A 20,192-nucleotide genomic window follows, 5' to 3' on the forward strand; every position below is an offset into this window, starting at 1 on the left:
ATTCCGCCATGATCGCACGTTTCGCCCTGGCCGCCACGGCCGCCTTCGCCATGACCGTTTCGGCCCATGCCGAGCGCACGGACCTGACCATCGGCGTGGTGCTCGAGCCGCCCCATCTCGACCCGACCGCCGGCGCAGCCGCGGCGATCGACGAGGTGGTCTATGCCAACGTCTTCGAGGGACTGACACGCATCGGCCGCGACGGCGCCGTGCAACCGGGCCTTGCGGAAAACTGGATCATCTCCGACGACGGGCTAACCTACACGTTCGAGCTGCGCGAAGGCGTCACCTTCCATGACGGCACCGCGCTCGACGCCGGAGACGTGGTCTTCTCGCTCGACAGGGCGCGTGGCGAGGACTCCGTCAACGCCCAGAAGGGCCTGTTCGACGCCATCGAAAGCGTAGCCCAGATGGACGAACTGACGGTCGAAGTGACGCTGTCACGGCCCGCCGGCGATTTCCTCTACAATATGGGCTGGGGCGATGCGGTGATCGTCGCGCCCGAAAGCGCCGAGACCAACAAGGAAAACCCCGTCGGCACCGGCCCGTTCACCTTCGTCGAATGGCAAAAGGGCGCCGCCGTCACGCTCCAGCGCAACGACGCCTATTGGGGCGATGCGCCCGCGCTGACCGAAGTGACCTTCCGTTTCATCCCCGACCCGGCCGCCGCCACAGCCGCGCTTCTGGCCGGCGACGTGCAGGCCTATCCGAACCTGCCGGCGCCCGAATCGATCCCCGTGTTCGAGGCCGATCCGCGCTTCACGGTCGCCATCGGCTCGACCGAGGGCGAAACCATCCTGTCGACCAACAACGCCAAGCCGCCCTTCGACGATGTCCGCGTGCGCCAGGCGATCGCCCACGCGATCGACCGGCAGGCGATCATCGACGGCGCCATGTTCGGCCTTGGCACCCCGATCGGCTCGCATTTCGCCCCGCACCACCCGGCCTATGTCGAACTGTCGGAAACCTATCCCTACGATCCCGACCGCGCCCGCGAACTTCTCGCCGAAGCAGGCCATGGCGACGGCATCACCGGCACGCTGAAACTGCCGCCGCCCTCCTATGCGCGCCGCGGCGGCGAGATCATCGCCGCGCAACTGCGCGAAGTGGGCATCGACCTGGAAATCGAGCCGGTCGAATGGGCGCAGTGGCTCGAACAGGTCTTCACCAACAAGGATTACGACCTGACCATCGTCTCGCACACCGAGCCCAACGATATCGGCATCTACGCGCGCGACGATTACTACTTCCAGTACGAAAACCCCGACTTCAACGCCGTGATCGAAGAGCTGTCGGTGACCGCCGGCGAAGACGCCCGCTATGAGCTCTTCCGCCAGGCCCAGCAGATTTTGGCCGAAGACGCGGTCAACGGCTTCCTCTTCCAACTCGCCAAGAACGGCATCTGGGACGCAAAGCTGGAAGGCATGTGGGAGAATTCGCCGGTCCAGGCCAACGATGTGACCGGGGTCAGGTGGACGGAGTGAGGGGGCTTGTCGTCACTGACGCCTGACCCCGTTGGTCGACCGACCGCTCTGCGGACGGAGCTGACGTGGATGGAACGCATCTCAATGGCCGCTTCTGAGAAGTTATCCATCGACGCGAGGGTGGGGCAAGCGTCGTGACGGTGTGGAGCGTAGGGCTCACCGAAAAGATGCGGTTCGATGCGCTGGATCCCTGCCTTCCACGGGGCACCACGAACCCAATCCCGCGCACGCGATCGTTCAAGACCGGGAAGCCTGGTTCGTGCACGACTTACTTCTATGCGTCCCAGGGGTGATATCGGATTTCTCCCGATGAGACGGACGTAATCCAGGCGAGATGGAGATGGACATCGAGGGAGAAGCACCGCGCACTGTGTAAGCGGGCGAGCTTTTCATTGTTCCGAAGGGTGTTGTACATCGACCGAGAGCAAACGAGGAAGTCAAGGTTCTTCTGATTGAGCCGAAAGGCGAGCCGAACTCCGGCGATTCCGAACGCGAACCAGCGCCGAAGCCACGCATCTAATCGAGGCACATATCCAGCTAAGAGCCCGAAGGTCCGTTTTCGTCGGCCATAATCGGCGGGACGTGCAGTGAGAAGTCGAGCGAGATGGGCGGTTGGGGATGGACATGAAAAGATCGAGCGGGACGACAAGGCGCGGTTCGTCAGCCGAGATCAAGGTTCGGAACTTGGAGACCGCCGATCGCCGGCGATGGGAAGATCTATGGGCCGACTACAACGCCTTCTACGGCCGTAAGGGCGAGACATCATTGGAGCCCGCAATTGTCGACGCCACTTGGACGCGCCTGCTCGACGATACCGAGCCCGTCCATGGACTGCTCGCCCTGAAAGATAACATCCCAGTCGGGCTGGCTCACGTCGTGCTCCATCCCAATCTGATCCAACGCGAGCTCACCTGCTACATGCAGGATCTATACACCTGTACGGAGGCGCGGGGCACCGGGGTTGCACGTCGCCTCATCGAAGCGGTATGCGATCACTGCCTCGCCGAGGGTGTAGCCGACGTGTATTGGCATACCCACGAAAGCAACGAGGTGGCACGCCGGCTCTACGACCGGGTCGCGCGGAACACCGGCTTCCTCGTCTATCGGATCAAACCGCTATCGAGCGAGGATGGGGCATGAGCGCAGTATAAAAGCCATGGCGTTGGCCAGCCGCTTCCGAGATTCGGAACAGATGTGGCGAGCGTTCCATCGGCACCTGCGCACCTCGCCCGCCAGCGATGTTCCGCGAAAGCTGATGTTCATGCGATATGCAGCATTTGGCAGGTGCGGGTTCTAAGCGGACATTCGAACCGCAGAAACTTATCCAACCGCCTCGCCCCTCCCCCATACTCCCTCCACCGCGCCCATCGGAACGCCGGATAGCGACTACCTTCGGCGCGCGCGGCGGAACCAGCCAATCCGCATGTCACGACAGGGCGCGACGCCGACGGCGGTTTGGCGGCCGCGTATGAATTTATTGCAGGACGAAGCGGGCGCGATGATGCGACGTCAGGAACTCGCGCATCTCGCGATAGGCCAGCGCTTCCAGTTCCCGGTGCAGGCGAATGCGGCCGGAAGCCTGCAGGCGGTCGTAATCGGCCTCGAGCGCGTCGATGGCGGCAAGATACCAGGCCATGCGCAACGCATCGTCGCCATACCGAAGACCTTCTTCGAGCGTGCGAAATGCCGCAACGCCAGCCGCGCAGGAAGCTGCCAATGCGATCAACGCGCGGTCCCAGCCTTCAAGGCCGAACAGCAGCGACAGCGCAAGCAGAAGCGAGGCGATCAGCATCGCTACGGTCAACGCGTCCGCGCCGCGATGCAGCCAGGTCGAGCGCACACCGGGCGCGTTGAAATGCTCCTGGACCGCAATGATCGCATAGTGCCGCTGAACGCCGAAACGCAGGCGCCGCAGGGCGTCAAGAAGTTCGCCGATCTCCGATGCGGGAAGGGCCTTGCCGGAGGGCGGAGCAGCCGACCAGCGCGCATCCTGCCAGACATGCTGTGCGGTGCTGTCGCGCAGCACATCGAAAAGCGCGGCCGGGGATTTGGGGTTCAGCCGATCGGCGAAACTCTTCAGCGCTTCGGCGCGCTTGGCGTGCAGTTCCTCAAGCGCGGCCGGATCGGTCATGGCACGGACGGCAAGTTCGAGATTTCCGAGGATGAACTGGAAGTGAAGTTGGCGCAGCCGTTCAGCCTTGAGCCGGGTGACGAGCCAATCGCTGCGGTCTCGGCCAAAAAGCAGAGGCAGAAGGCCGAGGCACACTCCACCGACCAGCAACAGGGTGGACACGATACCAAAAAGGACAGCCGCAGCGCTGCCCGGCGCCGCGAGCCAGGTGGCAAACGCTGCGAGCACAAGGCCGGACGTGGCGATCCAGACAGCGAGAACCCCCTGGCTGCGGACCTTTCTCTTGGCTGCGATCGCGTCTTGATCGATCTCCTTGAAGAGCGTCCGCATCTCGGGCCAATCGACAATCGGGAAGGCACGCGGACGGTCCTTCCTGACCTGGTTGCGCGTCTCCTCATCGAGCAGCAGGTCGTCATTCTTCCATTGCGCCAGCGGATTGCGCACGAAGCCGGTTTCGTCGGGCTGGGTCTCGGCCATGTCAACTCGAAGCGCGCAAAGGATCGCCTGCTCGGGACAGCCAAGCGCAACAGGTTCCGCCGCCGATTCCGCAACGGAAGGGTTGCGAACCTGGCAAGTCCCTGCGAGGACGGCAAAAAATCAAGCGGCGCGCCCCGTCAGCCATTCCTCGAAGTCCCGTTCCGACTGCTCGACATTGTTTCTGACCAGACGGTCGATCTCCTGGCTGACCAGCTGATAGACCGGTATGTCGTAATCGTCCTCCGCGCTCCTGGCAGGGGCATCGATGCAGTGGTGGGAGTCCAGAGGTTCCTGACTGAACCGCATCGTGAGCAGCAGCCGCCTCTCTGTCAGCGTCGCGCGAAAGGGGAGCTGGCGCTGCTCGGAGCGGATCAGGCGGAACGACCCCGAGGGTTTGAACCCTCGTCGCTCCGCCAGACGCTGCTGCTCTTCGATACCCTCGCGGAGCGTGTTCCAGGCCCGGAACGAGCGGGCGAGTTCATCGCGAAAATCGTCGATGGAGGCATATCCTTCCATCTTCAGATACTGATCGCTGATCCGATCGGGGTGATTGGTCACCACCGTAACGTCAACGCCGTCCCCGAGAACTTTCTCGGTGATGATTTCATCGATATGGGCCGGAGCGCCATGCCGGTCGGAGAACTTCCGCGTTCTGATCTTCATCCCTTTCGGCAAAACCAGGACAAGGTGTTTTTCGGCCTCGTTCATCATGTACGACCAGTCCGACATCTCGATCGCTTTCGAGAAGCGGTCATAGGTCCTGATCGATCCGTAGGAGGTGGTGGTCTCGGGCAGGAAATCGGGCTTGCTGCGCCGGCCACGCCGATTGATGCCGACGATCCGTTCGGCGATCTCTTTCGACTTGGGCGTCGGATCCGCCCCGTCCTCGCGCAGGGCTTCGGCGCGGCTCACCGCGACATGTTCGATGTCTTTCAGATCGGAGGGCTTTTCGGCGCCGTCGAGCACGATCAAAATGGGGCTCATCCACAGCCCGTAGGCAAGGCCCAGTTCCAGATAGGCGTTCGGGCTGGATGTATAGATCACCGCGATCACGGTCTCGGCGGATTCGATATCGCTGCCGATCTTGTTCCAGATACCCTTTTCCTGCTTCCGGTCGCGGCCCTCGACGATCTGGATGGCAAGCCCCGCTTCCAGGCAAACCCGCTCGACCGGCCGCAGAACGTTCTCGATGAGGCCATCGATGACCTTGGCGTGCTCCTTCTGCTCGTCGGTGCCCTCAGGATCGCCATAAGGCGTGATGACGAAACAAGTCTTCTTACGGCTCGCCCCCGGTGCCATAACACGTCTCCGCACGAAATCGTCTTCAGTAAAATTATAGTTAACTTTTCATTAATTGTTGTCAACGCATCCTTTCTTCATCTGCAGGGGATGAAGAATGGCCGATATCTTGGAGTTCCGGACGGGGGATAGCTGTGAGCGGGATCGATCGACCGGGCCCGGCGAAGTCATACCCATGAAGCATGTCGATCTAGACGTCGTGCTGCGCATGGTCGTCATGCTGCGGCGCATGGACAATCCGGCCTATCTCGACGACTTCAACCGTCGCACCGAGATCAATGAGCCTGTCGCGCCCGGGCGCACAAATCGTTGCTCGGCGATCTGATCGGGGACGCCGCGGCGCCCGATGCGGCGCGGAACCGGCCGCCGACAGTACCGGCCATCGCCCGAACGCCACCCCGTCAGCCGAGAAGTCCCCTGGCATAGGCCGCCGAGATCATGGCGGACGCGGCGACAGCCGTATTAAGGCTCGGCATGCCCTGCCGCGCAATACGCGCGGCTCGTTCGGAATCGATTGGATCGAAGGACTCCGGCTTCGGGAAATGGCCCGGCGGCATCGGAATTGTGACGCTTGCATGGCTGGCCGCCGCCAAATCCTGCGGGACCCCGTCATACTCGTTGCCGATCAGAAGACTGTCACCGGCCTGCCATTCGAACGCCAGATGGCTCTGCGCGCCAGCGACGGTGTCGGAACGGACAAGACGGCCGCGCAGGTCTGAAACGCTGAGGGTCTTCACGATGCTTGGCGGGTGACGCTGCAGCGCACCGCAACCGAAGTCGCTTATCGTCCTCACCTTTCCCTTGTCCGAAAACACGCCGTAAGCGTCGTGGATCAGCACTGCCACCCTGTAGATCTCGGCAGAGCGCAAGATCATGCCGATATTGATGGGCGACTGGACACCGCAGAGAACAAGACGCATATTTGATTAAACCTTGATCTATCTGTCCCGTCGATGACGGCAACGCGCGATTGGAGTTTCGTCACAATGGTGGTTCTGCCATTTGGACTCAAGTCATCGGCCCAGCAGGACACAAGCGCCGAAATTGGTGCCGACCGACGCAACGAACTGATCTTCAGCTCCGATCCGTTTGCGGCGAAGGCCACACTTCCCGGAGATCCGCGTTTTTATGTCCGGACGGAGACGAAGTCCGACGGCACCGTCATGTTCACCGACTTCAATGGCGGCGCCGAACCTCCGTCAGTGCTTGGCGCCGCCATTGCGCGTCTGCTGGACAGCGTGGACACATCCGGACGCCTGCTGTTCCGGGACATCTACCCCGACTGGCAAAGCGATCCGACCGGCAGGATCGAAGTCGAGCGACGCATCCGGTTCCTGAAAGAGGCCGTCAACGATTTGCCGCACGACGTGACGCGCGGTCGGACGCTGCAGATCTGGGAAGAGGCTGGAAAGATCTGTGCTTCGTTGGAGGCATGCGGCCAGAAATCCTGATTTCGGTCCGGTCCGGTTCATCGGCACCCCGGTTTGGGTATTGGAATCGAAGCTCCGGCACCAGCACCCGCAATTGACAATCGCCGCCTGCGCACGGGACGAGCGGTTGGGCCGCCGCGACGGGCGAAACGTCGGATCCCGGCATTCCGGGCCGTTCCTGCTTCTGGGTTTCGTTGCATGCGCCGGGCCGTGATCCGGGGTGCCGTGTATCGGGCGCACCGCACCCTTCATCCCTGCCTGCAAGCGTCGAAGCGACGACCGTTCTCCGAGATTTTGGAAATGGAATGAAGGATGTGGGCGGAACTGCGGCTGCCCGGCCGATCCGGGGCCGGCGGCCCGCCGCATAGCGCTGAATTCCTTGACAAAACGGTCTTTTCATGTGTCCGGTCGATCCACCGGGGGACACACTGAAAAGGCGGCCTGACATGCGATCGACCATCTGGACCATCGGCGAGGGGTTTGCCGCGCTTGGGCGCGTTGCGGCGCTTGGCATCCTGCTTGGCTTTGTCTCGGCGTGTCAGACCGCGGACGTGACGGCCCAGCCGGACTATTTCACGCAAATCCGGCTCGCCCAGGTGGATGTCGATTTCTCCGGCGCCCAGCGGCCGCTTCTGGTCGCCGACATCGACGGTCAGGTCAGCGCGCAGGCCGCCGGCGGAACCGGCGCCGGCGCGCTCGGCACTCGCCTTGGTCTGGTCAACCAGCAGGGCCGCCAATCCGCCCTTGAAGCTGCGATTGCCGAAACCGTGCGGGCCCATGTCGACGATGCGCTGCGGCCCATGTTCACCGGGACCCGCCCGGTGCGCGCCGTCGTCTCGGTCAGGTCGGTGTTCATCAGGAGCCGCGCGAGCCTGCAGCAGCTGACCGGAGCCGCGGTGACCGTCAATGGTCAAAGGCGGCCGAACCATGCCCAGTTCGTCGCCGAACTGACCCTTTATGATCTCGAAACGGGCATTCCCGTCCAGAACGTCCAGCCGATCACCCGCACCGACGATGGCACGATCGCGCTTGCCGGCGGCGGTCCGCGCGGGCCGGTCTACGGCCGCTCGCCGCGCCTCAGCCAGCTGGTCTTCGAATATGCCCAGGCGGCGGCCAATGCACTCAGACGCGGCGGCTCGGGCTCGGACTTCAGCATCCCCGCCGACCAGGCCGACATGACGACCATCTTCGAACGCCGGACCGTCACGACGTTCTGAGCCACCGGCTCACGCCCCGCCCGCTTCCCCATTCCGGCGATCCGGGCTAACCCTTGCCCATGCTCGCCTACACCGCGCGTCGCCTGCTGATCGTCCTCGTCACGCTGCTCGTGGCCAGCGCCATCGTGTTTTTCGTCCTGGAGATCGTGCCCGGCGACCCGGCGCGGCTGATGCTCGGCCTCAACGCCACCGAGGATGCCGTCGCCGCCCTGCGCGAGCAGATGGGCCTCAACGAGCGGGTGCTGACCCGCTATCTGTCTTGGCTTTCCGGCATGGCGCGCGGCGATTTCGGCGAAAGCCTGACCTATTCGGTGCCGGTGACCGAGCTGATCGCCGACCGCATCGTCGTCTCGCTGCCGCTGGCGCTGCTCGCGCTTGGCCTATCGACGGCGATTGCCATTCCGGTCGGCATCTTCACCGCCGCCCGGCGCGGCACACGCGCCGACACCGCCGCCATGGCCGGCACACAGCTGGGCATCGCCATCCCCAATTTCTGGTTCGCGCTGCTGCTTGTCTATGTCTTCGCCGTGACGCTGCAATGGGTGCCCGCCGGCGGCTTTCCGGGCTGGGACGAGGGCCTCTGGCCGGGCCTGAGGGCGCTGATCCTGCCGGCCATCGCGCTGGCGCTGCCGCAGGCGGCGATCCTCGCCCGCGTCGCCCGTTCGGCGCTGCTCGAGACGCTGGCCGAGGATTACATCCGCACCGCCCGCGCCAAGGGCCTGCCCGCGAACATCGTCCTGTGGCGCCATGCGCTGCGCAACGCGATGATACCGGTCTTGACCATCCTCGGCCTGCAGTTCGCCTTCCTGCTCGCCGGCACGATCATCATCGAGAACGTCTTCTTCCTGCCCGGCCTCGGCCAGCTTGTCTTCCAGGCGATCAACCAGCGCGACCTGATCGTCGTCGAGGGGGTCGTCGTCTTGTTGGTGGGCACCGTGGTGATCGTCAACTTCCTTGTCGATCTCGCCTATGCCTGGGCCGACCCGAGGCTTCGCCGCCGATGACCGATCATCTCGTCGCCGCCGAACATGAGGACTGGCGCCTGTTCCTGAAAAAGGCGCGGGCCAACCGCTCGTTTCAGGCGGGCGCGGCGATCACACTTCTCATCGTCTTCATCGCCGCGGTCTCTCTCATCTGGACGCCCTATGACGTCGCCAAGCTGTCGATCCCCGACCGGCTGCAGGGGCCGTCATGGAGCCACTGGTTCGGCACCGACCATTTCGGCCGCGACATCTTCTCCATGATCATGGAAGGCAGCCGGAACTCCATCGCCGTTGCGCTGATCGCCGTCGGCATCGGCATCGGCATCGGCGTGCCGCTCGGCTGCTGGGCGGCGGCCAGGCGCGGCTGGATCGACGAAGTCTTCATGCGCACTTCGGACATCATCTTCGCCTTCCCCGCGCTTTTGTCCGCCGTCATGATCACGGCGATCTTCGGCCCCGGCGCGGTCAACGCGATCATCGCCATCGGCATCTTCAACATTCCGGTGTTCGCGCGCGTCGCGCGTGGCGCGGCGCTGTCGCTCTGGCCGCGCGAATTCATCCTGGCCGCCCGCGCCAGCGGCAAGGGTCCGGCGCGCATCACCGCCGAACACATATTGCCCAACATCGCCAACCTGCTTCTGGTGCAGGGCACGATCCAGTTTTCACTCGGTATTTTGGCCGAGGCCGGGCTCTCCTATGTCGGCCTTGGCGCCCAGCCGCCGGCGACGAGCTGGGGCCGGATGCTGGCCGAAGCGCAGACCATGATGGCCATCGCGCCGCAAATGGCCATCGCGCCGGGCATCGCGATCATCGTCACCGTGCTCGGCCTCAACCTTCTGGGCGACGGTCTGCGCGACGTGCTCGACCCAAAGCTGCGGCGCGAACGATGACGGCGCCCATCCTGACCATCGACAAGCTCGATCTGGCGATCGGCGGCGTGCCGATCCTCAGGAGCATCGACATGGTGGTCGAGGCAGGCAAGGTGCATGCGCTGGTCGGCGAAAGCGGCTCCGGCAAGTCGATGACCGCGCTGACGGCGATGCGGCTTCTGCCCCATGGCGCGGACGCCGCAGGCACGCTGCGCTTTGGCGACGAGGATCTGCTGACGGCGACCGAGAAGCGCATGTGCGCGCTGCGGGGCGACGATATCGGCATGGTGTTCCAGGAGCCGATGACGGCGCTCAACCCGGTCAAGAAGATCGGCGAGCAGGTCGCCGAGGGCATCCGGTGGCACACCGGCGCCAACCGGCCGGACGCGGAGGCTCGCGCCGCGCACATGCTCGAGCGGGTCGGCTTGCCGCGCGCGCGTTTTCCGCTCGACCGCTATCCGCACGAACTGTCCGGCGGACAGAGACAGCGCGTTGTCATCGCCATCGCCTGTGCGCTGCGGCCCAAACTCCTGATCGCCGACGAGCCGACCACCGCTCTGGACGTGGTGCTGCAGGCGCAGATCCTCGACCTTTTGCGCGAACTGGTCGCCGAGGACGGCATGGGTCTTGTGCTGATAAGCCACGATCTGGGCGTCGTTGCCGGCATGGCCGACGACATCACCATATTGCGCCGTGGCGAGGTGCAGGAGGCCGGCCACGCGGTCGGCGTGCTGCGTCAGCAAAAACACCCTTATACGCAACAACTGGCCGAAGCATCGGCGCATGTGCCGCAATGGGCTGGCCGCACGAAACCGGCGGACCATTGGGGCCTTCTCGAGGTGCAGAACCTCGTCAGAGATTATCCCGGCCCGCGCACGGGACTGTTCTCGCGCGGCGAGCCGTTCCGTGCCGTCGACAATGTCTCCTTTTCGGTCCCGCCCGGGCGCTCTGTCGGGCTTGTCGGCCAGTCAGGATGCGGCAAATCCACCCTCGCGCGCATCGTCCTGGCGCTCGACAAGCCGACCAGCGGCAGAATCAGCTTCGACGGCATGGAAACCTCGGCGCTCGACGATCACGATGCGCAGATGGCGCTGGCCCGGCGCGAAATGCAGGTGGTCTTTCAGGACCCTTACGGCTCCTTCAACCCGCGCCAGACCGTCGAGCGGCTGGTTGCCGAGCCGCTGCATCTGGAAGAAAAGCCCTTGAGCCGTACGGAGCGGCGCGAGCGCATCGCATTCGCGCTGGAAGAGGTGGGCATGCCGGCCGATGCCATGCGCCGCTATCCGCATGAATTTTCCGGCGGACAGCGCCAGCGTCTCGCCATCGCCCGCGCCATCATCACCCGGCCCAAGCTGGTTGTTTGCGACGAGCCTGTCTCGGCACTCGATGTGTCGATCCGCGCGCAGATCCTCGATCTCTTCGCCAAGCTCAACGATGAACTCGGTCTCGCCTACCTCTTCATCACCCACGATCTGACCGTCGCCCGCGCGATCACGCACGAGGTGATGGTGATGGATCATGGCCGGATCGTCGAACGCGGCACGACGAGCGATGTGCTCGACAATCCGCAGACCGAAGCGGCGCAAAGGCTGGTGGCCGCGGCGCCGGATCTGAACAGGGCGATCGAGGCGCGGATTGGAAACACAATGCTTCACCTCCCCCTTGAGGGGAGGTCGGCGACTGCTGAGCCCCGCGAGGCAAAGCCGGGTGGGGGGTAACGGTGGTGGGCATCGATAATCCCCACCCGGATCAGCTTCGCTTCGCTCGCCTCTCCGACCCTCCCCTCAAGGGGGAGGTGGAACGCCTCTCACCCCGCCAAGACCGCCAACACTCCGGCCACAACCGCCAGCACCGTCATCGCCCGCCAGAAGACACCGAGCGCCGCGTCGATGTCATCCGGCCCGGTGTCCTTGCGCCCCTCGTCATTCATGAAAGGCTCATCGGCCATATCGCCGCGGTAAACGCGCGGTCCGCCAAGCGCGAGGCCGCTCACGGCTGCCATGGCACTTTCAGGCCACCCGGCATTGGGCGAACGGTGCAGCCGCGCATCGCGCATGACGGTGCGGATGCGGTCCCGCCACCGGTCCAATCCGCCGGCTGCGACGATCAGCAGCGCCGTCAGCCGTGCCGGCAGCCAGTTGGCGAAATCGTCCAACCGTGCCGACGCGCGGCCGAAGGCGCGATGACGATCGGTTTTGTGGCCGATCATCGAGTCGGCGGTGTTCAGCATCTTGTACGCCAGAAGGCCGGGCAGGCCGAACACGGCATACCAGAAGGCCGGCGCGACGACCCCGTCGGATGCGTTTTCGGCGAGGCTCTCGACCGCAGCGCGGCAAATGCCCGCTTCGTCCAGCGTTTCGGGATCGCGCCCGACGATCATCGACACCGCGCGCCGCCCGCCATCGATGCCGCCGGCGCGCAGACCTTGCGCCACCGCACCCACATGATCGGCCAGCGACTTCTGCGCTAAGAAAACCGCCACCAGCACCGCTTCGAGCACAAAACCAGCGCCGCCCAGCGCGTCGAACAGATCGCCGAGAAACGTTCCGGCAACGATCGCGCCGATCATCAGCACGGCGATCGTCGCAAACCCGTTTTTCTCACGCCGTGTTTCCGATGCGCCATTATCGTTGAAGCGGGTATCGGCCCACCCGATCAGCTTTCCGAAAAAGACCACGGGATGCGGCACGCGGCGCCACAGCCAGTCCGGATCGCCGATGAGGCGATCGAGGATCAGCGCGGCAAACAGGATGACGAGCGTTTCGGCCATTCCCGCGTGATGGGCCGATCAGACCGCCTGCGCAAGCGCCTTTTCGAGCCGCGCGAACGCCGCATCGTCTCCCGGCAGGCCGAAGCGCAGCCAGGCGGCATCCTTGTCGAAAGATCGCACCCAGATGCGTGCCCGGGCGAGTGCCGCGGCAATGCCCGGCGCGCGGTCATGAACGGCGAGCACGAACAGGTCGGTATGGCCTGCAATCGCAAAACCGTGCCGTTCGAGCAGCCCGGTCAGCCGCTGCCGGTCGCGCATCAGCCGCGTGCGGGTCTCGGCGATCCAGGCGATGTCGCGCAGCGCGCGGCCGCCAACAAAAAGCGCCGGTCCGGGCACCGCCCATGGGCCGAGCAGGCGGCGCAGCCGCGCCATGTCGCCCGGCGGGCCGATGGCGAAGCCGAGCCTGATGCCGGCAAGGCCAAAGAACTTGCCGAACGAGCGCAGCACGATCAGCCCATCGTTTCCCGTATCGGGCACATAGGACGCTTCAGGCGCCACATCGGCGAACGCCTCGTCGACGATCACCGTGCCGCTGTGGGCCAGAAGAGCGGCCACCGCCGTGCGGTCGGTCTCGCCGGCGTGTCGTGCGCCGTCGGGATTGTTCGGATTGCCGAAGACGACCCCGTCATAGCCGTCCTCATAGGCCGGGATCGCGCGGACCGTCCCGACCACCCGGTCGGGCGTTGCGAGGCACCAGTCATACTCGCCGTAGGTTGGCGTGACGATACCGATGCGCCGGTTGGTCCCGATGAGATCGCCAAGCCGCTGGATGATCGCCTGCGTGCCCGGCGCTGCAACGATCGCGGCGCCCTCGGGCACGCTGTAATAGGCGCGCGCCGCATCGAGGCAATAATCCTCGAGACTGTGCTCGGGCAGCCGTTCCCATATTTCGGCCGGAATGGGCGGCACCGGCCATGGAACGGGATTGATGCCGGTCGACAGATCGAGCCAGTCGGCATGCGCGCCGCCAAATTCGGCGACGGCACGATCGAGCGACCCGCCATGACGCGGAGGACGAGACATCACTCAACCCTGTCGATCACGTGGCACCAGGACCCGGACACGGTGCCGACTCGGCGCCCATAATGCCCCAGATCGGCGCCCTGCGCATCGCGCACCGCAAAAAGCGCTTCGGCGTCGCCCTCGCGCGTGACGGTTGCGTAGTGGAACTCGTGCGCGGTCAGCGGCATCGGCCAGGGCGCCCCGGCCATCGGATCGAGCCGGCGGTAGCCCAGATGGCGCGTGCGGGTGGCAAAGCTGGTCTCGACCGGCAACAGACCAAGCATGGCATGGCGGACGCCATCGGCACCGGTCAGCCCTTCGCCGAGAACCATGTATCCGCCGCACTCGCCATAGATCGCAGCGTTCCGGTCACGCGCGGCCTTCATGCCCGTCTTGAACCGCGTTGCGCCGGCGATCGTCTCCGGATGCAGTTCGGGATAACCGCCCGGCAGAAACACCGCGTCCGCATCGGATGCCGGCGCTTCGTCGGCCAGCGGGGAGAAGAAGGAAAGCTCTGCCCCCTGCCCGCGCCATCCCTCGAGCAAATGCGGATAGCAAAAGGCAAAGGCGATATCGCGGGCAATCGCCATGCGTTGACCAAGAGGCGGCAGGCGCGGAACGGACGCCTTGCCTGAAGCCCGTCGAAGGCCCATTGCGGCCAGCGCCTCCAGATCGCAGCCGCGTGCCATCACGGTGCCGGCATGGGCGATGAAGGCTTCGAGCGCCGCATGCTCGCCGGCCTGCACGAGACCGAGATGGCGCTCGGGAAGAGCGAGCGCCGTGTCGCCGGGCACCACGCCGAGCACGGGGACACCGAGCGGGTCGAGCGCGGCGCGCAGCATGGCCTCGTGCCGGGCGCTGCCGACCCGGTTGAGGATGACACCAGCAAAATCAACATCCTTGCGATGGCTGCGGTAGCCGGACACCAGCGCTGCAATTGATTGGGCCATGCGCGAGGCATCGACGACGAAGACGATCGAAAGGCCCAGAAGGGCGGCGAGATCGGCCGCGCTTCCGGTTCCATCTGCCGCGCCGTCGAATAGACCCATCATCGCCTCGGTGACCAGAAGCCTGTCAGCGCCGTGGTCCGGCGCCAGCGCCCGCAACAGGTCCGGCCGCATCGCCCAGGGGTCGAGATTGATGCAAGCCTCGCCGCTCGCCGCCGCATGGAAGGCCGGATCGATATAGTCCGGTCCGGCCTTGGCTGGCGCCAGCGCATGGCCCGCATCGCGCAGCGCCCGCAAAAGTCCGAGCGTGACCACCGTCTTGCCGCTGCCCGAATGGGGCGCGGCGACGAGAAATCCGTTCATCCGGTTTCGTCCCGGCGGCGCGCGCCGAGCGGGTCGGGATCGAGCACCCGGCCCGACGACAAGGCGCCCAGCCAGTCGAGCCCGGAACGAAGGCGCACCACTTCGCCGACAACGACGATCGCCGGCGGCTGGAGCCCGGATTCGGCGACATCGGCTTCGGCGCGCCCAAGCGTCGTCTCCAGGACCTGCTGCCGGTCGGTCGCCGCGTTACAGACAAAGGCGACCGGTTCATTGGGCGCACGGCCCTCGGCGATCAGCCGCCCGGCGATCGCGCCGATATGCTTCATTGCCATGTACATGACGATCACCGGAGCCCCCTTGGCGACATGGTGCCAATCGATCGCATCGGGCATGACGCCGCCCGAATCATGGCCCGTGAGGAAGGTGACGGCATGGTTGGTGTCGCGATGGGTCGCCGGAATGCCGGCATAGGCGAGGCCACCGATGCCCGCCGTTACGCCCGGCACGATGCGGAACGGCACGTCATGGGCGGCCAGCGTCAGCGCCTCTTCCCCGCCGCGCCCGAAAACGAACGGGTCGCCGCCCTTCAGCCGCAGTACACGCTTGCCCGAGCGGGCCAGTTCGACGAGGCGAAGCGAGATGTCGCGCTGTTTGGCGGACGGCTTGCCGCCGCGTTTTCCCGCATATTCGAGCGTTGCGCCCGGCCGTGCCAGTTCGAGGCATCGCGGATCGACCAGCGCGTCATGGACGATCACATCGGCATTCCCCAGCGCGTGCGCCGCATGCAGCGTCAAAAGACCCGGATCGCCGGGCCCCGCGCCCACGAGCCAGACATGGCCGGGCACGAAGTCCGGTGCCGTCTCGGGCCAAATGCTCTTGGGTGCGATGGGTTCGGTCATCGGCGGCACGTCATCTTCAAGTCATCTTCATGTCGCGTCACCCCTCACCTATAAGGCAGTGATGAGCGCCACGCCACCATCTCAGGCCGAGCCCGACGCCGGAGCGCGCAAGCCCGGCGGCCCGCTGAGGCGCGGATGGACGACGGGCGCCTGCGCCACCGCCGCCGCCAAGGCCGCGCTGACCGCGCTGCTGACGGACGCGTTCCCCGATCCGGTGACGATCACCCTGCCCAAGGGCGAAACGCCCGCCTTTGCGCTCGCGCATGAAAAGCGCGGCGACGGCTTCGCCGAAGCCGGTATCGTCAAGGACGCGGGCGATGATCCGGACGTGACCCATGGCGCCATGGTGATCGCGCGGGTCGGATGGGGCGAGCCGGAAAGCGGCATAACCTTTCATGCCGGCGACGGTGTGGGCACCGTGACAAAGCCGGGCCTGCCCATCGGGCCGGGGCAAGCGGCGATAAACCCCGTGCCGCGCCGGATGATGGCCGAAATCATTGGCGAGGTGTGCGCCGAACATGGCATTGCGCCCGACATTGCCGTGACGATCTGTGTGCCCGATGGCGCCGCGATTGCCGAACGGACGTGGAACCCGCGCCTTGGCATCGTTGGCGGCATATCGATCCTCGGCACGACGGGAATCGTCCACCCCTTTTCCTGCGCGGCATGGATTCACTCCATCCATCGCGGAATCGACGTGGCGCGCGCGGCCGGGCTCGACCACGTGCTCGGCTCGACCGGCTCCACCTCGGAGGCTGCCGCTCAGGCGCTCTACAATCTGCCTCAGATCGCGCTTCTCGACATGGGCGATTTCGCCGGCGGACTGATCAAATATCTGCGGGCACACCCGGTGCCGAAACTGACGATAGCCGGCGGCTTCGCCAAGATCACCAAACTCGCCCAGGGCGCACTCGACCTGCATTCCGCGCGCAGCCAGGTGGACATGGCTTTCCTAGCCGATCTTGCCGGAAACGGCTTGAATCAGGACATGAAGGCGCGGATTCTATCCGCCAACACCGCAGCGCAAGTGGTTGAAATCATGAGCGATACGAAAATCGATATCGCGGCGGACGTGGCCGGCCTGGCCTTGGCAACGGTCATGGACACGCTGCGCGGCGCGCCCGTCCAGGCCGAGATCGTCATCGTCGACCGCACGGGTGCGATCATCGCCCGCACGGGGTTTTCGTGACCGAAACTGTCCTCATTCTGGGCGGCACCAGAGAGGCGGCGACGCTGGCCAGACGACTCGTCGACGCCCATCCGGACTGGCGGGTCGTCACCTCACTGGCCGGCCGGACGGCCGAGTCCGCGCCGGTCGCCGGAGAGATACGCACCGGCGGATTTGGCGGCATCGCCGGCCTCGCCGACTTCCTGCGGCGCGAACGGATCACGCGGATGATCGACGCGACCCATCCCTATGCGCGGCAGATCTCGGCGAACGCGGCCGAAGCCGCAGCGCTTGCCGGCGTGAAGCTGGATGTCCACACGCGTCCGCCATGGGACCGGCAGCCCGGTGACGACTGGCGGGAGGTCGCTTCGGAAGCCGACGCAGCCGCAGCGATCCCGCCCGGCGCGCGCGTCTTTCTGGCACTCGGCAGCCAGCATCTCGCGCCGTTCGAGGCGCGGCGCGATGTCCACTTCATCGTGCGCATGATCGACCCGCCCGCATCGCCGCTGCCGCTTGCCAGCCACACGATCGTCACCGGCAAGCCGGGCCCGGCCGCCGAGGAGGAGCGTGTGCTCCGGGACCATGCCATCACCTGCATCGTCTGCCGCAATTCGGGCGGCGACGGCGCCTATGGCAAGATCGAAGCCGCACGCACGATCGGCATTCCCGTCATCATGATTGCCCGCCCGGCCTGATCGGGCAGGCGATCACCGCGCCGTGGGCAAGGCTGAAGCGCTCATGCCAAGGGCGGCGCTTGCATCTATTTAGCATTTATGTTAATTAACTGATATGCTAAATAATTCAGACCCCCAAATGCTCGATGCAACCTTCGCCGCCCTGGCCGATCCGACACGGCGCGCGGTCCTTGCGCAACTGGCCGACAAGGGCGAAGCGACCGTCACCGAACTTGCCGAACCGTTCGACATGTCGCTGCCCGGTTTTTCGCGCCACCTGAAGGTCCTGGAGAAGGCCGGCCTGATCGAGCGTTCCCGACAGGCCCAGTTCCGCCCCTGCACCATCAATCCCGAGCCGCTGAAGGAAGCGTCCGACTGGCTCGCCGATTACCGCAAGCTATGGGAGGCGCGCTTCGACCGGCTCGATGCCCTGCTTGCGCAGTTGCAGTCCACGCCGACCGCGGACGCAAAGGAGGATCATGGTGACCCATCCAAATGAATCCGCCAGCGCGCCGGATGACGACAGCTCCGCGACCGCCTTCACCATCGACCGCGTCTTCGACGCGCCGGTGGACCTGGTCTGGCGATGCTTCACGGAAAAGGCGCATGTCGACGTCTGGATGCTGCCCGAACGCTTCGCTCTGATCGAGCAGGACGCCGATGTCTCGGTGGGCGGAAAATGGTGGTCGAAAATGCGCGATCAGTCCGACGGCGCCGAATGGCATGTGGGCGGCACCTATCGCGAGGTGGTGCAAAACCAACGCCTCGTTTTCACCCATCGCTGGACCAAAACGCCGTCGGGCGGCGGCGGCAGCGAACATCTGATCGCCATCGACTTCGAGGCGCGCCATGGCAAGACGCATATGCGCTTTGTCATGTCCGGCCTGCCCGACACGGGCAGCCGCGACGGCCACCGCGAAGGTTGGGCCCAGACGCTTGGCCACCTCGAACAACATCTCGCAACGCTGGCGGAGGCAGCCCGATGACCGTCGCCCACGAAAAGATCGAGATCGAGCGCATATTCGAGGCGCCGGTTGCGCTGGTCTGGCGCGCCTGGTCGGACCCCGCGCTACGCGAGCGATGGCAAAACCCGTCGTCAAGCTGGACCATGGTGTTCGAGAACTATGACCTGCGCTCCGGCGGCACGGAGGTCTGCCGTTGCGGACCGGGCGACGAGATGATTGTGCACTTCACATCGCATTATCCCGAAGTGGTGCCCGAAAAGCGCATCGTCTTCACCACCGTCACCGCCGACAATGAAAACGTCGCCTCGGTCGCCGCGACCAGCGTCGAGTTCGAGGAAACGGGCGGCAAGACGCAGATGCGCTTTGTCGAATCGATCGCCTTCATCGACGGGCGCGAAAACCTCGCCGACCGGACCATGGGTACCAAGGCCTCCATCGACAAGCTCGCCGAGGTGATCGAGGCCGAAACCGCAAAGGAGCCGCGCCATGCCGGTTGAAACGATCCTCGAAATGCCCGGCAGCGATATTGTTCTGATCCGCGAGTTCGACGCGCCGCCCGAGCTGCTGTGGCGCGTTTGGATGGAGGCGGACCTGCTCGCGCGCTGGTTCGGGCCGGAGGGTTTCACCAATCACGACTGCGTCGTGGAGCCCAAGGTCGGCGGCCGCTGGCAGGCGATCATGCGCGGGCCGGAGGGGACCGAATTCGATCAGGACTATCCGATCAAATCGACGATCGTCGCGCTCGATCCGCCACACCGGCTGGTCGCCGCCGGCGGCAGCGAGGAGTATCCGGACGACTGGATGGAGCAGTACAACAGCTTCATGGCGGCCGACGAGCGGGAAACAAGCGTCGACATCGTCATGGAAGTGACGCTTGAGCCGCTCCCCGGCGGACGCACCCGCCAGACCATGCGCCAGACGTTCAAATCGCCCGAAGCGCGCGACGCGGCATTGAAAATGGGCGCCGAACAGGGCTGGTCCGGCAGCTTCACCAAGCTGGATGGTCTGCTCGAAACCCAGCCCCGGTGACACATGCCCCAGAAGCGAGACCGATGATGAGCGTAATTCCCGCCAACCGGATTTGCCTGATGTTCGACGGCGAGGCGCAGGAAGCGGCGCGCTTTTATGCCGAGACCTTTCCCGACAGTTGGGTGGGCGCCGTCCAGCGCGCGCCGAGCGACAACCCCTCGGGCAGCGAAGGCGATGTCCTGGTGGTCGAATTCACGGTGCTCGGCATCCCGTGCATCGGCGTCAATGGCGGCGCTTACTTCAGGCACGGCGAAGCCTTCTCCTTCCAGATCGCCACAACCGACCAGAAGGAAACCGATCGCTACTGGAACGCCATTGTCGGCAATGGCGGTGCGGAGAGCCAATGCGGCTGGTGCACGGACAAATGGGGCGTCTGCTGGCAGATCACCCCGCGCACGCTGACCGAGGCGATGGCCAATGGCGGCGCCGAGGCCAAGCGCGCCTTCGACGCCATGCTGACGATGAAGAAGATCGATGTGGCCGCCATCGACGCCGCCCGGCGCGGCGACCGGTCGCCAAGCTAG

Annotated in this window: 22 protein-coding genes and 1 pseudogene; 16 read left to right on the top strand and 7 right to left on the bottom strand. The window is 65.2% G+C overall.

What is annotated here, in order from left to right; genetic code table 11:
* The first annotated feature begins 8 nt into the window (after positions 1–8).
* The 3 genes and pseudogenes from ACOQOU_RS03860 to ACOQOU_RS03870 all read left to right on the top strand — a co-directional run bounded on the left by ACOQOU_RS03860 (position 9) and on the right by ACOQOU_RS03870 (position 2,624).
* Positions 9–1,484, top strand: coding sequence for an ABC transporter substrate-binding protein (locus ACOQOU_RS03860; RefSeq protein ID WP_109766289.1), 1,476 nt, complete (start codon positions 9–11; stop codon positions 1,482–1,484).
* A 328-nt stretch (positions 1,485–1,812) separates the two neighbouring features.
* Positions 1,813–2,004: pseudogene (locus ACOQOU_RS03865) on the top strand (cupin domain-containing protein); the annotation flags it as partial.
* 164 nt (positions 2,005–2,168) lie between these two features.
* Complete coding sequence (locus ACOQOU_RS03870; protein ID WP_306025804.1) at positions 2,169–2,624, top strand: GNAT family N-acetyltransferase; 456 nt, start codon at positions 2,169–2,171, stop codon at positions 2,622–2,624.
* Positions 2,625–2,958: 334 nt separating this feature from the next.
* Here the strand turns inward: ACOQOU_RS03870 and ACOQOU_RS03875 are convergent, their stop codons facing one another.
* Complete coding sequence (locus ACOQOU_RS03875; RefSeq protein ID WP_109766290.1) at positions 2,959–4,092, bottom strand: hypothetical protein; 1,134 nt, start codon at positions 4,090–4,092, stop codon at positions 2,959–2,961.
* Between the two features lie 120 nt (positions 4,093–4,212).
* Positions 4,213–5,391 carry a hypothetical protein gene (locus ACOQOU_RS03880; RefSeq protein WP_306025803.1) on the bottom strand — a complete coding sequence of 393 codons (1,179 nt, stop codon included), beginning with the start codon at positions 5,389–5,391 and terminating at the stop codon, positions 4,213–4,215.
* 175 nt (positions 5,392–5,566) lie between these two features.
* Between ACOQOU_RS03880 and ACOQOU_RS03885 the strand changes: the two genes are divergently transcribed.
* The gene (locus ACOQOU_RS03885) at positions 5,567–5,716 is read left to right on the top strand and encodes a hypothetical protein (protein WP_306051476.1); all 150 of its coding nucleotides are present in this window, start codon (positions 5,567–5,569) and stop codon (positions 5,714–5,716) included.
* A gap of 76 nt (positions 5,717–5,792) precedes the next feature.
* On the opposite strand, the gene ACOQOU_RS03890 is transcribed toward ACOQOU_RS03885, so the two are convergent.
* Positions 5,793–6,311, bottom strand: coding sequence for a TrmH family RNA methyltransferase (locus ACOQOU_RS03890; protein ID WP_109766293.1), 519 nt, complete (start codon positions 6,309–6,311; stop codon positions 5,793–5,795).
* A gap of 33 nt (positions 6,312–6,344) precedes the next feature.
* Here ACOQOU_RS03890 and ACOQOU_RS03895 point away from each other — a divergent pair, with 33 nt between their 5' ends.
* From ACOQOU_RS03895 to ACOQOU_RS03915, 5 genes are all read left to right on the top strand, one after another.
* Entirely contained in the window at positions 6,345–6,842 is a 498-nt protein-coding gene (locus ACOQOU_RS03895) for a hypothetical protein (RefSeq protein ID WP_306025801.1), read from the top strand.
* 425 nt (positions 6,843–7,267) lie between these two features.
* Positions 7,268–8,038 (top strand): hypothetical protein, encoded by a 771-nt coding sequence (locus ACOQOU_RS03900; protein WP_306025800.1) that lies wholly within the window; start codon positions 7,268–7,270, stop codon positions 8,036–8,038.
* Positions 8,039–8,097: 59 nt separating this feature from the next.
* Complete coding sequence (locus ACOQOU_RS03905; RefSeq protein WP_306025799.1) at positions 8,098–9,042, top strand: ABC transporter permease; 945 nt, start codon at positions 8,098–8,100, stop codon at positions 9,040–9,042.
* Positions 9,039–9,911, top strand: a complete 873-nt coding sequence (locus tag ACOQOU_RS03910; RefSeq protein ID WP_109766297.1) for an ABC transporter permease — start codon at positions 9,039–9,041, stop codon at positions 9,909–9,911. The genes ACOQOU_RS03905 and ACOQOU_RS03910 overlap by 4 nt, the downstream gene beginning before the upstream one ends.
* Complete coding sequence (locus ACOQOU_RS03915; protein ID WP_306025798.1) at positions 9,908–11,608, top strand: ABC transporter ATP-binding protein; 1,701 nt, start codon at positions 9,908–9,910, stop codon at positions 11,606–11,608. The genes ACOQOU_RS03910 and ACOQOU_RS03915 overlap by 4 nt, the downstream gene beginning before the upstream one ends.
* 89 nt (positions 11,609–11,697) lie before the next feature.
* On the opposite strand, the gene cbiB is transcribed toward ACOQOU_RS03915, so the two are convergent.
* From cbiB to cobA, 4 genes are read right to left on the bottom strand one after another with little or no spacing between them, the layout of a single operon-like run.
* Positions 11,698–12,660 carry an adenosylcobinamide-phosphate synthase CbiB gene (gene cbiB, locus ACOQOU_RS03920; RefSeq protein ID WP_306025797.1) on the bottom strand — a complete coding sequence of 321 codons (963 nt, stop codon included), beginning with the start codon at positions 12,658–12,660 and terminating at the stop codon, positions 11,698–11,700.
* Between the two features lie 18 nt (positions 12,661–12,678).
* The gene (gene cobD / locus ACOQOU_RS03925; protein WP_109766300.1) at positions 12,679–13,683 is read right to left on the bottom strand and encodes a threonine-phosphate decarboxylase CobD; all 1,005 of its coding nucleotides are present in this window, start codon (positions 13,681–13,683) and stop codon (positions 12,679–12,681) included.
* A complete protein-coding gene (locus ACOQOU_RS03930; RefSeq protein WP_306025796.1) occupies positions 13,683–14,972 on the bottom strand; it encodes a cobyrinate a,c-diamide synthase in 1,290 nt (429 codons plus the stop codon). Before ACOQOU_RS03930 ends, cobD begins: the two co-directional genes overlap by 1 nt.
* Positions 14,969–15,832 carry a uroporphyrinogen-III C-methyltransferase gene (gene cobA, locus ACOQOU_RS03935; protein ID WP_306025795.1) on the bottom strand — a complete coding sequence of 288 codons (864 nt, stop codon included), beginning with the start codon at positions 15,830–15,832 and terminating at the stop codon, positions 14,969–14,971. The genes ACOQOU_RS03930 and cobA overlap by 4 nt, the downstream gene beginning before the upstream one ends.
* A 58-nt stretch (positions 15,833–15,890) precedes the next feature.
* On the opposite strand from cobA, the gene ACOQOU_RS03940 reads away from it, so the two are divergent.
* The 7 genes from ACOQOU_RS03940 to ACOQOU_RS03970 all read left to right on the top strand — a co-directional run bounded on the left by ACOQOU_RS03940 (position 15,891) and on the right by ACOQOU_RS03970 (position 20,192).
* Positions 15,891–17,021 carry a cobalt-precorrin-5B (C(1))-methyltransferase gene (locus ACOQOU_RS03940; RefSeq protein WP_375565637.1) on the top strand — a complete coding sequence of 377 codons (1,131 nt, stop codon included), beginning with the start codon at positions 15,891–15,893 and terminating at the stop codon, positions 17,019–17,021.
* A complete protein-coding gene (locus tag ACOQOU_RS03945) occupies positions 17,018–17,695 on the top strand; it encodes a cobalt-precorrin-6A reductase (RefSeq protein ID WP_306025794.1) in 678 nt (225 codons plus the stop codon). The genes ACOQOU_RS03940 and ACOQOU_RS03945 overlap by 4 nt, the downstream gene beginning before the upstream one ends.
* A 118-nt stretch (positions 17,696–17,813) precedes the next feature.
* Positions 17,814–18,173, top strand: coding sequence for an ArsR/SmtB family transcription factor (locus ACOQOU_RS03950; protein ID WP_306025793.1), 360 nt, complete (start codon positions 17,814–17,816; stop codon positions 18,171–18,173).
* Positions 18,154–18,660 (top strand): SRPBCC family protein, encoded by a 507-nt coding sequence (locus ACOQOU_RS03955; RefSeq protein WP_420578838.1) that lies wholly within the window; start codon positions 18,154–18,156, stop codon positions 18,658–18,660. The genes ACOQOU_RS03950 and ACOQOU_RS03955 overlap by 20 nt, the downstream gene beginning before the upstream one ends.
* The gene (locus ACOQOU_RS03960; RefSeq protein ID WP_306025792.1) at positions 18,657–19,136 is read left to right on the top strand and encodes an SRPBCC domain-containing protein; all 480 of its coding nucleotides are present in this window, start codon (positions 18,657–18,659) and stop codon (positions 19,134–19,136) included. The genes ACOQOU_RS03955 and ACOQOU_RS03960 overlap by 4 nt, the downstream gene beginning before the upstream one ends.
* Positions 19,126–19,668: an SRPBCC family protein gene (locus ACOQOU_RS03965; RefSeq protein ID WP_306025791.1), complete on the top strand. Its 543-nt coding sequence runs from the start codon at positions 19,126–19,128 to the stop codon at positions 19,666–19,668. The genes ACOQOU_RS03960 and ACOQOU_RS03965 overlap by 11 nt, the downstream gene beginning before the upstream one ends.
* Positions 19,669–19,694: 26 nt before the next feature.
* Positions 19,695–20,192, top strand: coding sequence for a VOC family protein (locus ACOQOU_RS03970; RefSeq protein WP_109766468.1), 498 nt, complete (start codon positions 19,695–19,697; stop codon positions 20,190–20,192).

The sequence above is a fragment of the Oceaniradius stylonematis genome (assembly GCF_965223445.1).
GTDB lineage: Bacteria > Pseudomonadota > Alphaproteobacteria > Rhizobiales > Rhizobiaceae > Roseitalea > Roseitalea stylonematis.

What these genes read in the sequence shown, in the direction of transcription:
- cobD (WP_109766300.1), bottom strand. Translation starts at nt 13,683, where the DNA reads ATGTCTCGTCCTCCGCGTCATGGCGGGTCGCTCGATCGTGCCGTCGCC.
- ACOQOU_RS03895 (WP_306025801.1), top strand. Translation starts at nt 6,345, where the DNA reads ATGACGGCAACGCGCGATTGGAGTTTCGTCACAATGGTGGTTCTGCCA.
- ACOQOU_RS03970 (WP_109766468.1), top strand. Translation starts at nt 19,695, where the DNA reads ATGAGCGTAATTCCCGCCAACCGGATTTGCCTGATGTTCGACGGCGAG.
- cobA (WP_306025795.1), bottom strand. Translation starts at nt 15,832, where the DNA reads ATGACCGAACCCATCGCACCCAAGAGCATTTGGCCCGAGACGGCACCG.
- ACOQOU_RS03875 (WP_109766290.1), bottom strand. Translation starts at nt 4,092, where the DNA reads ATGGCCGAGACCCAGCCCGACGAAACCGGCTTCGTGCGCAATCCGCTG.
- ACOQOU_RS03860 (WP_109766289.1), top strand. Translation starts at nt 9, where the DNA reads ATGATCGCACGTTTCGCCCTGGCCGCCACGGCCGCCTTCGCCATGACC.
- ACOQOU_RS03955 (WP_420578838.1), top strand. Translation starts at nt 18,154, where the DNA reads ATGGTGACCCATCCAAATGAATCCGCCAGCGCGCCGGATGACGACAGC.
- ACOQOU_RS03880 (WP_306025803.1), bottom strand. Translation starts at nt 5,391, where the DNA reads ATGGCACCGGGGGCGAGCCGTAAGAAGACTTGTTTCGTCATCACGCCT.
- ACOQOU_RS03890 (WP_109766293.1), bottom strand. Translation starts at nt 6,311, where the DNA reads ATGCGTCTTGTTCTCTGCGGTGTCCAGTCGCCCATCAATATCGGCATG.
- ACOQOU_RS03960 (WP_306025792.1), top strand. Translation starts at nt 18,657, where the DNA reads ATGACCGTCGCCCACGAAAAGATCGAGATCGAGCGCATATTCGAGGCG.
- cbiB (WP_306025797.1), bottom strand. Translation starts at nt 12,660, where the DNA reads ATGGCCGAAACGCTCGTCATCCTGTTTGCCGCGCTGATCCTCGATCGC.
- ACOQOU_RS03885 (WP_306051476.1), top strand. Translation starts at nt 5,567, where the DNA reads ATGAAGCATGTCGATCTAGACGTCGTGCTGCGCATGGTCGTCATGCTG.
- ACOQOU_RS03910 (WP_109766297.1), top strand. Translation starts at nt 9,039, where the DNA reads ATGACCGATCATCTCGTCGCCGCCGAACATGAGGACTGGCGCCTGTTC.
- ACOQOU_RS03905 (WP_306025799.1), top strand. Translation starts at nt 8,098, where the DNA reads ATGCTCGCCTACACCGCGCGTCGCCTGCTGATCGTCCTCGTCACGCTG.
- ACOQOU_RS03930 (WP_306025796.1), bottom strand. Translation starts at nt 14,972, where the DNA reads ATGAACGGATTTCTCGTCGCCGCGCCCCATTCGGGCAGCGGCAAGACG.
- ACOQOU_RS03900 (WP_306025800.1), top strand. Translation starts at nt 7,268, where the DNA reads ATGCGATCGACCATCTGGACCATCGGCGAGGGGTTTGCCGCGCTTGGG.
- ACOQOU_RS03950 (WP_306025793.1), top strand. Translation starts at nt 17,814, where the DNA reads ATGCTCGATGCAACCTTCGCCGCCCTGGCCGATCCGACACGGCGCGCG.
- ACOQOU_RS03965 (WP_306025791.1), top strand. Translation starts at nt 19,126, where the DNA reads ATGCCGGTTGAAACGATCCTCGAAATGCCCGGCAGCGATATTGTTCTG.
- ACOQOU_RS03915 (WP_306025798.1), top strand. Translation starts at nt 9,908, where the DNA reads ATGACGGCGCCCATCCTGACCATCGACAAGCTCGATCTGGCGATCGGC.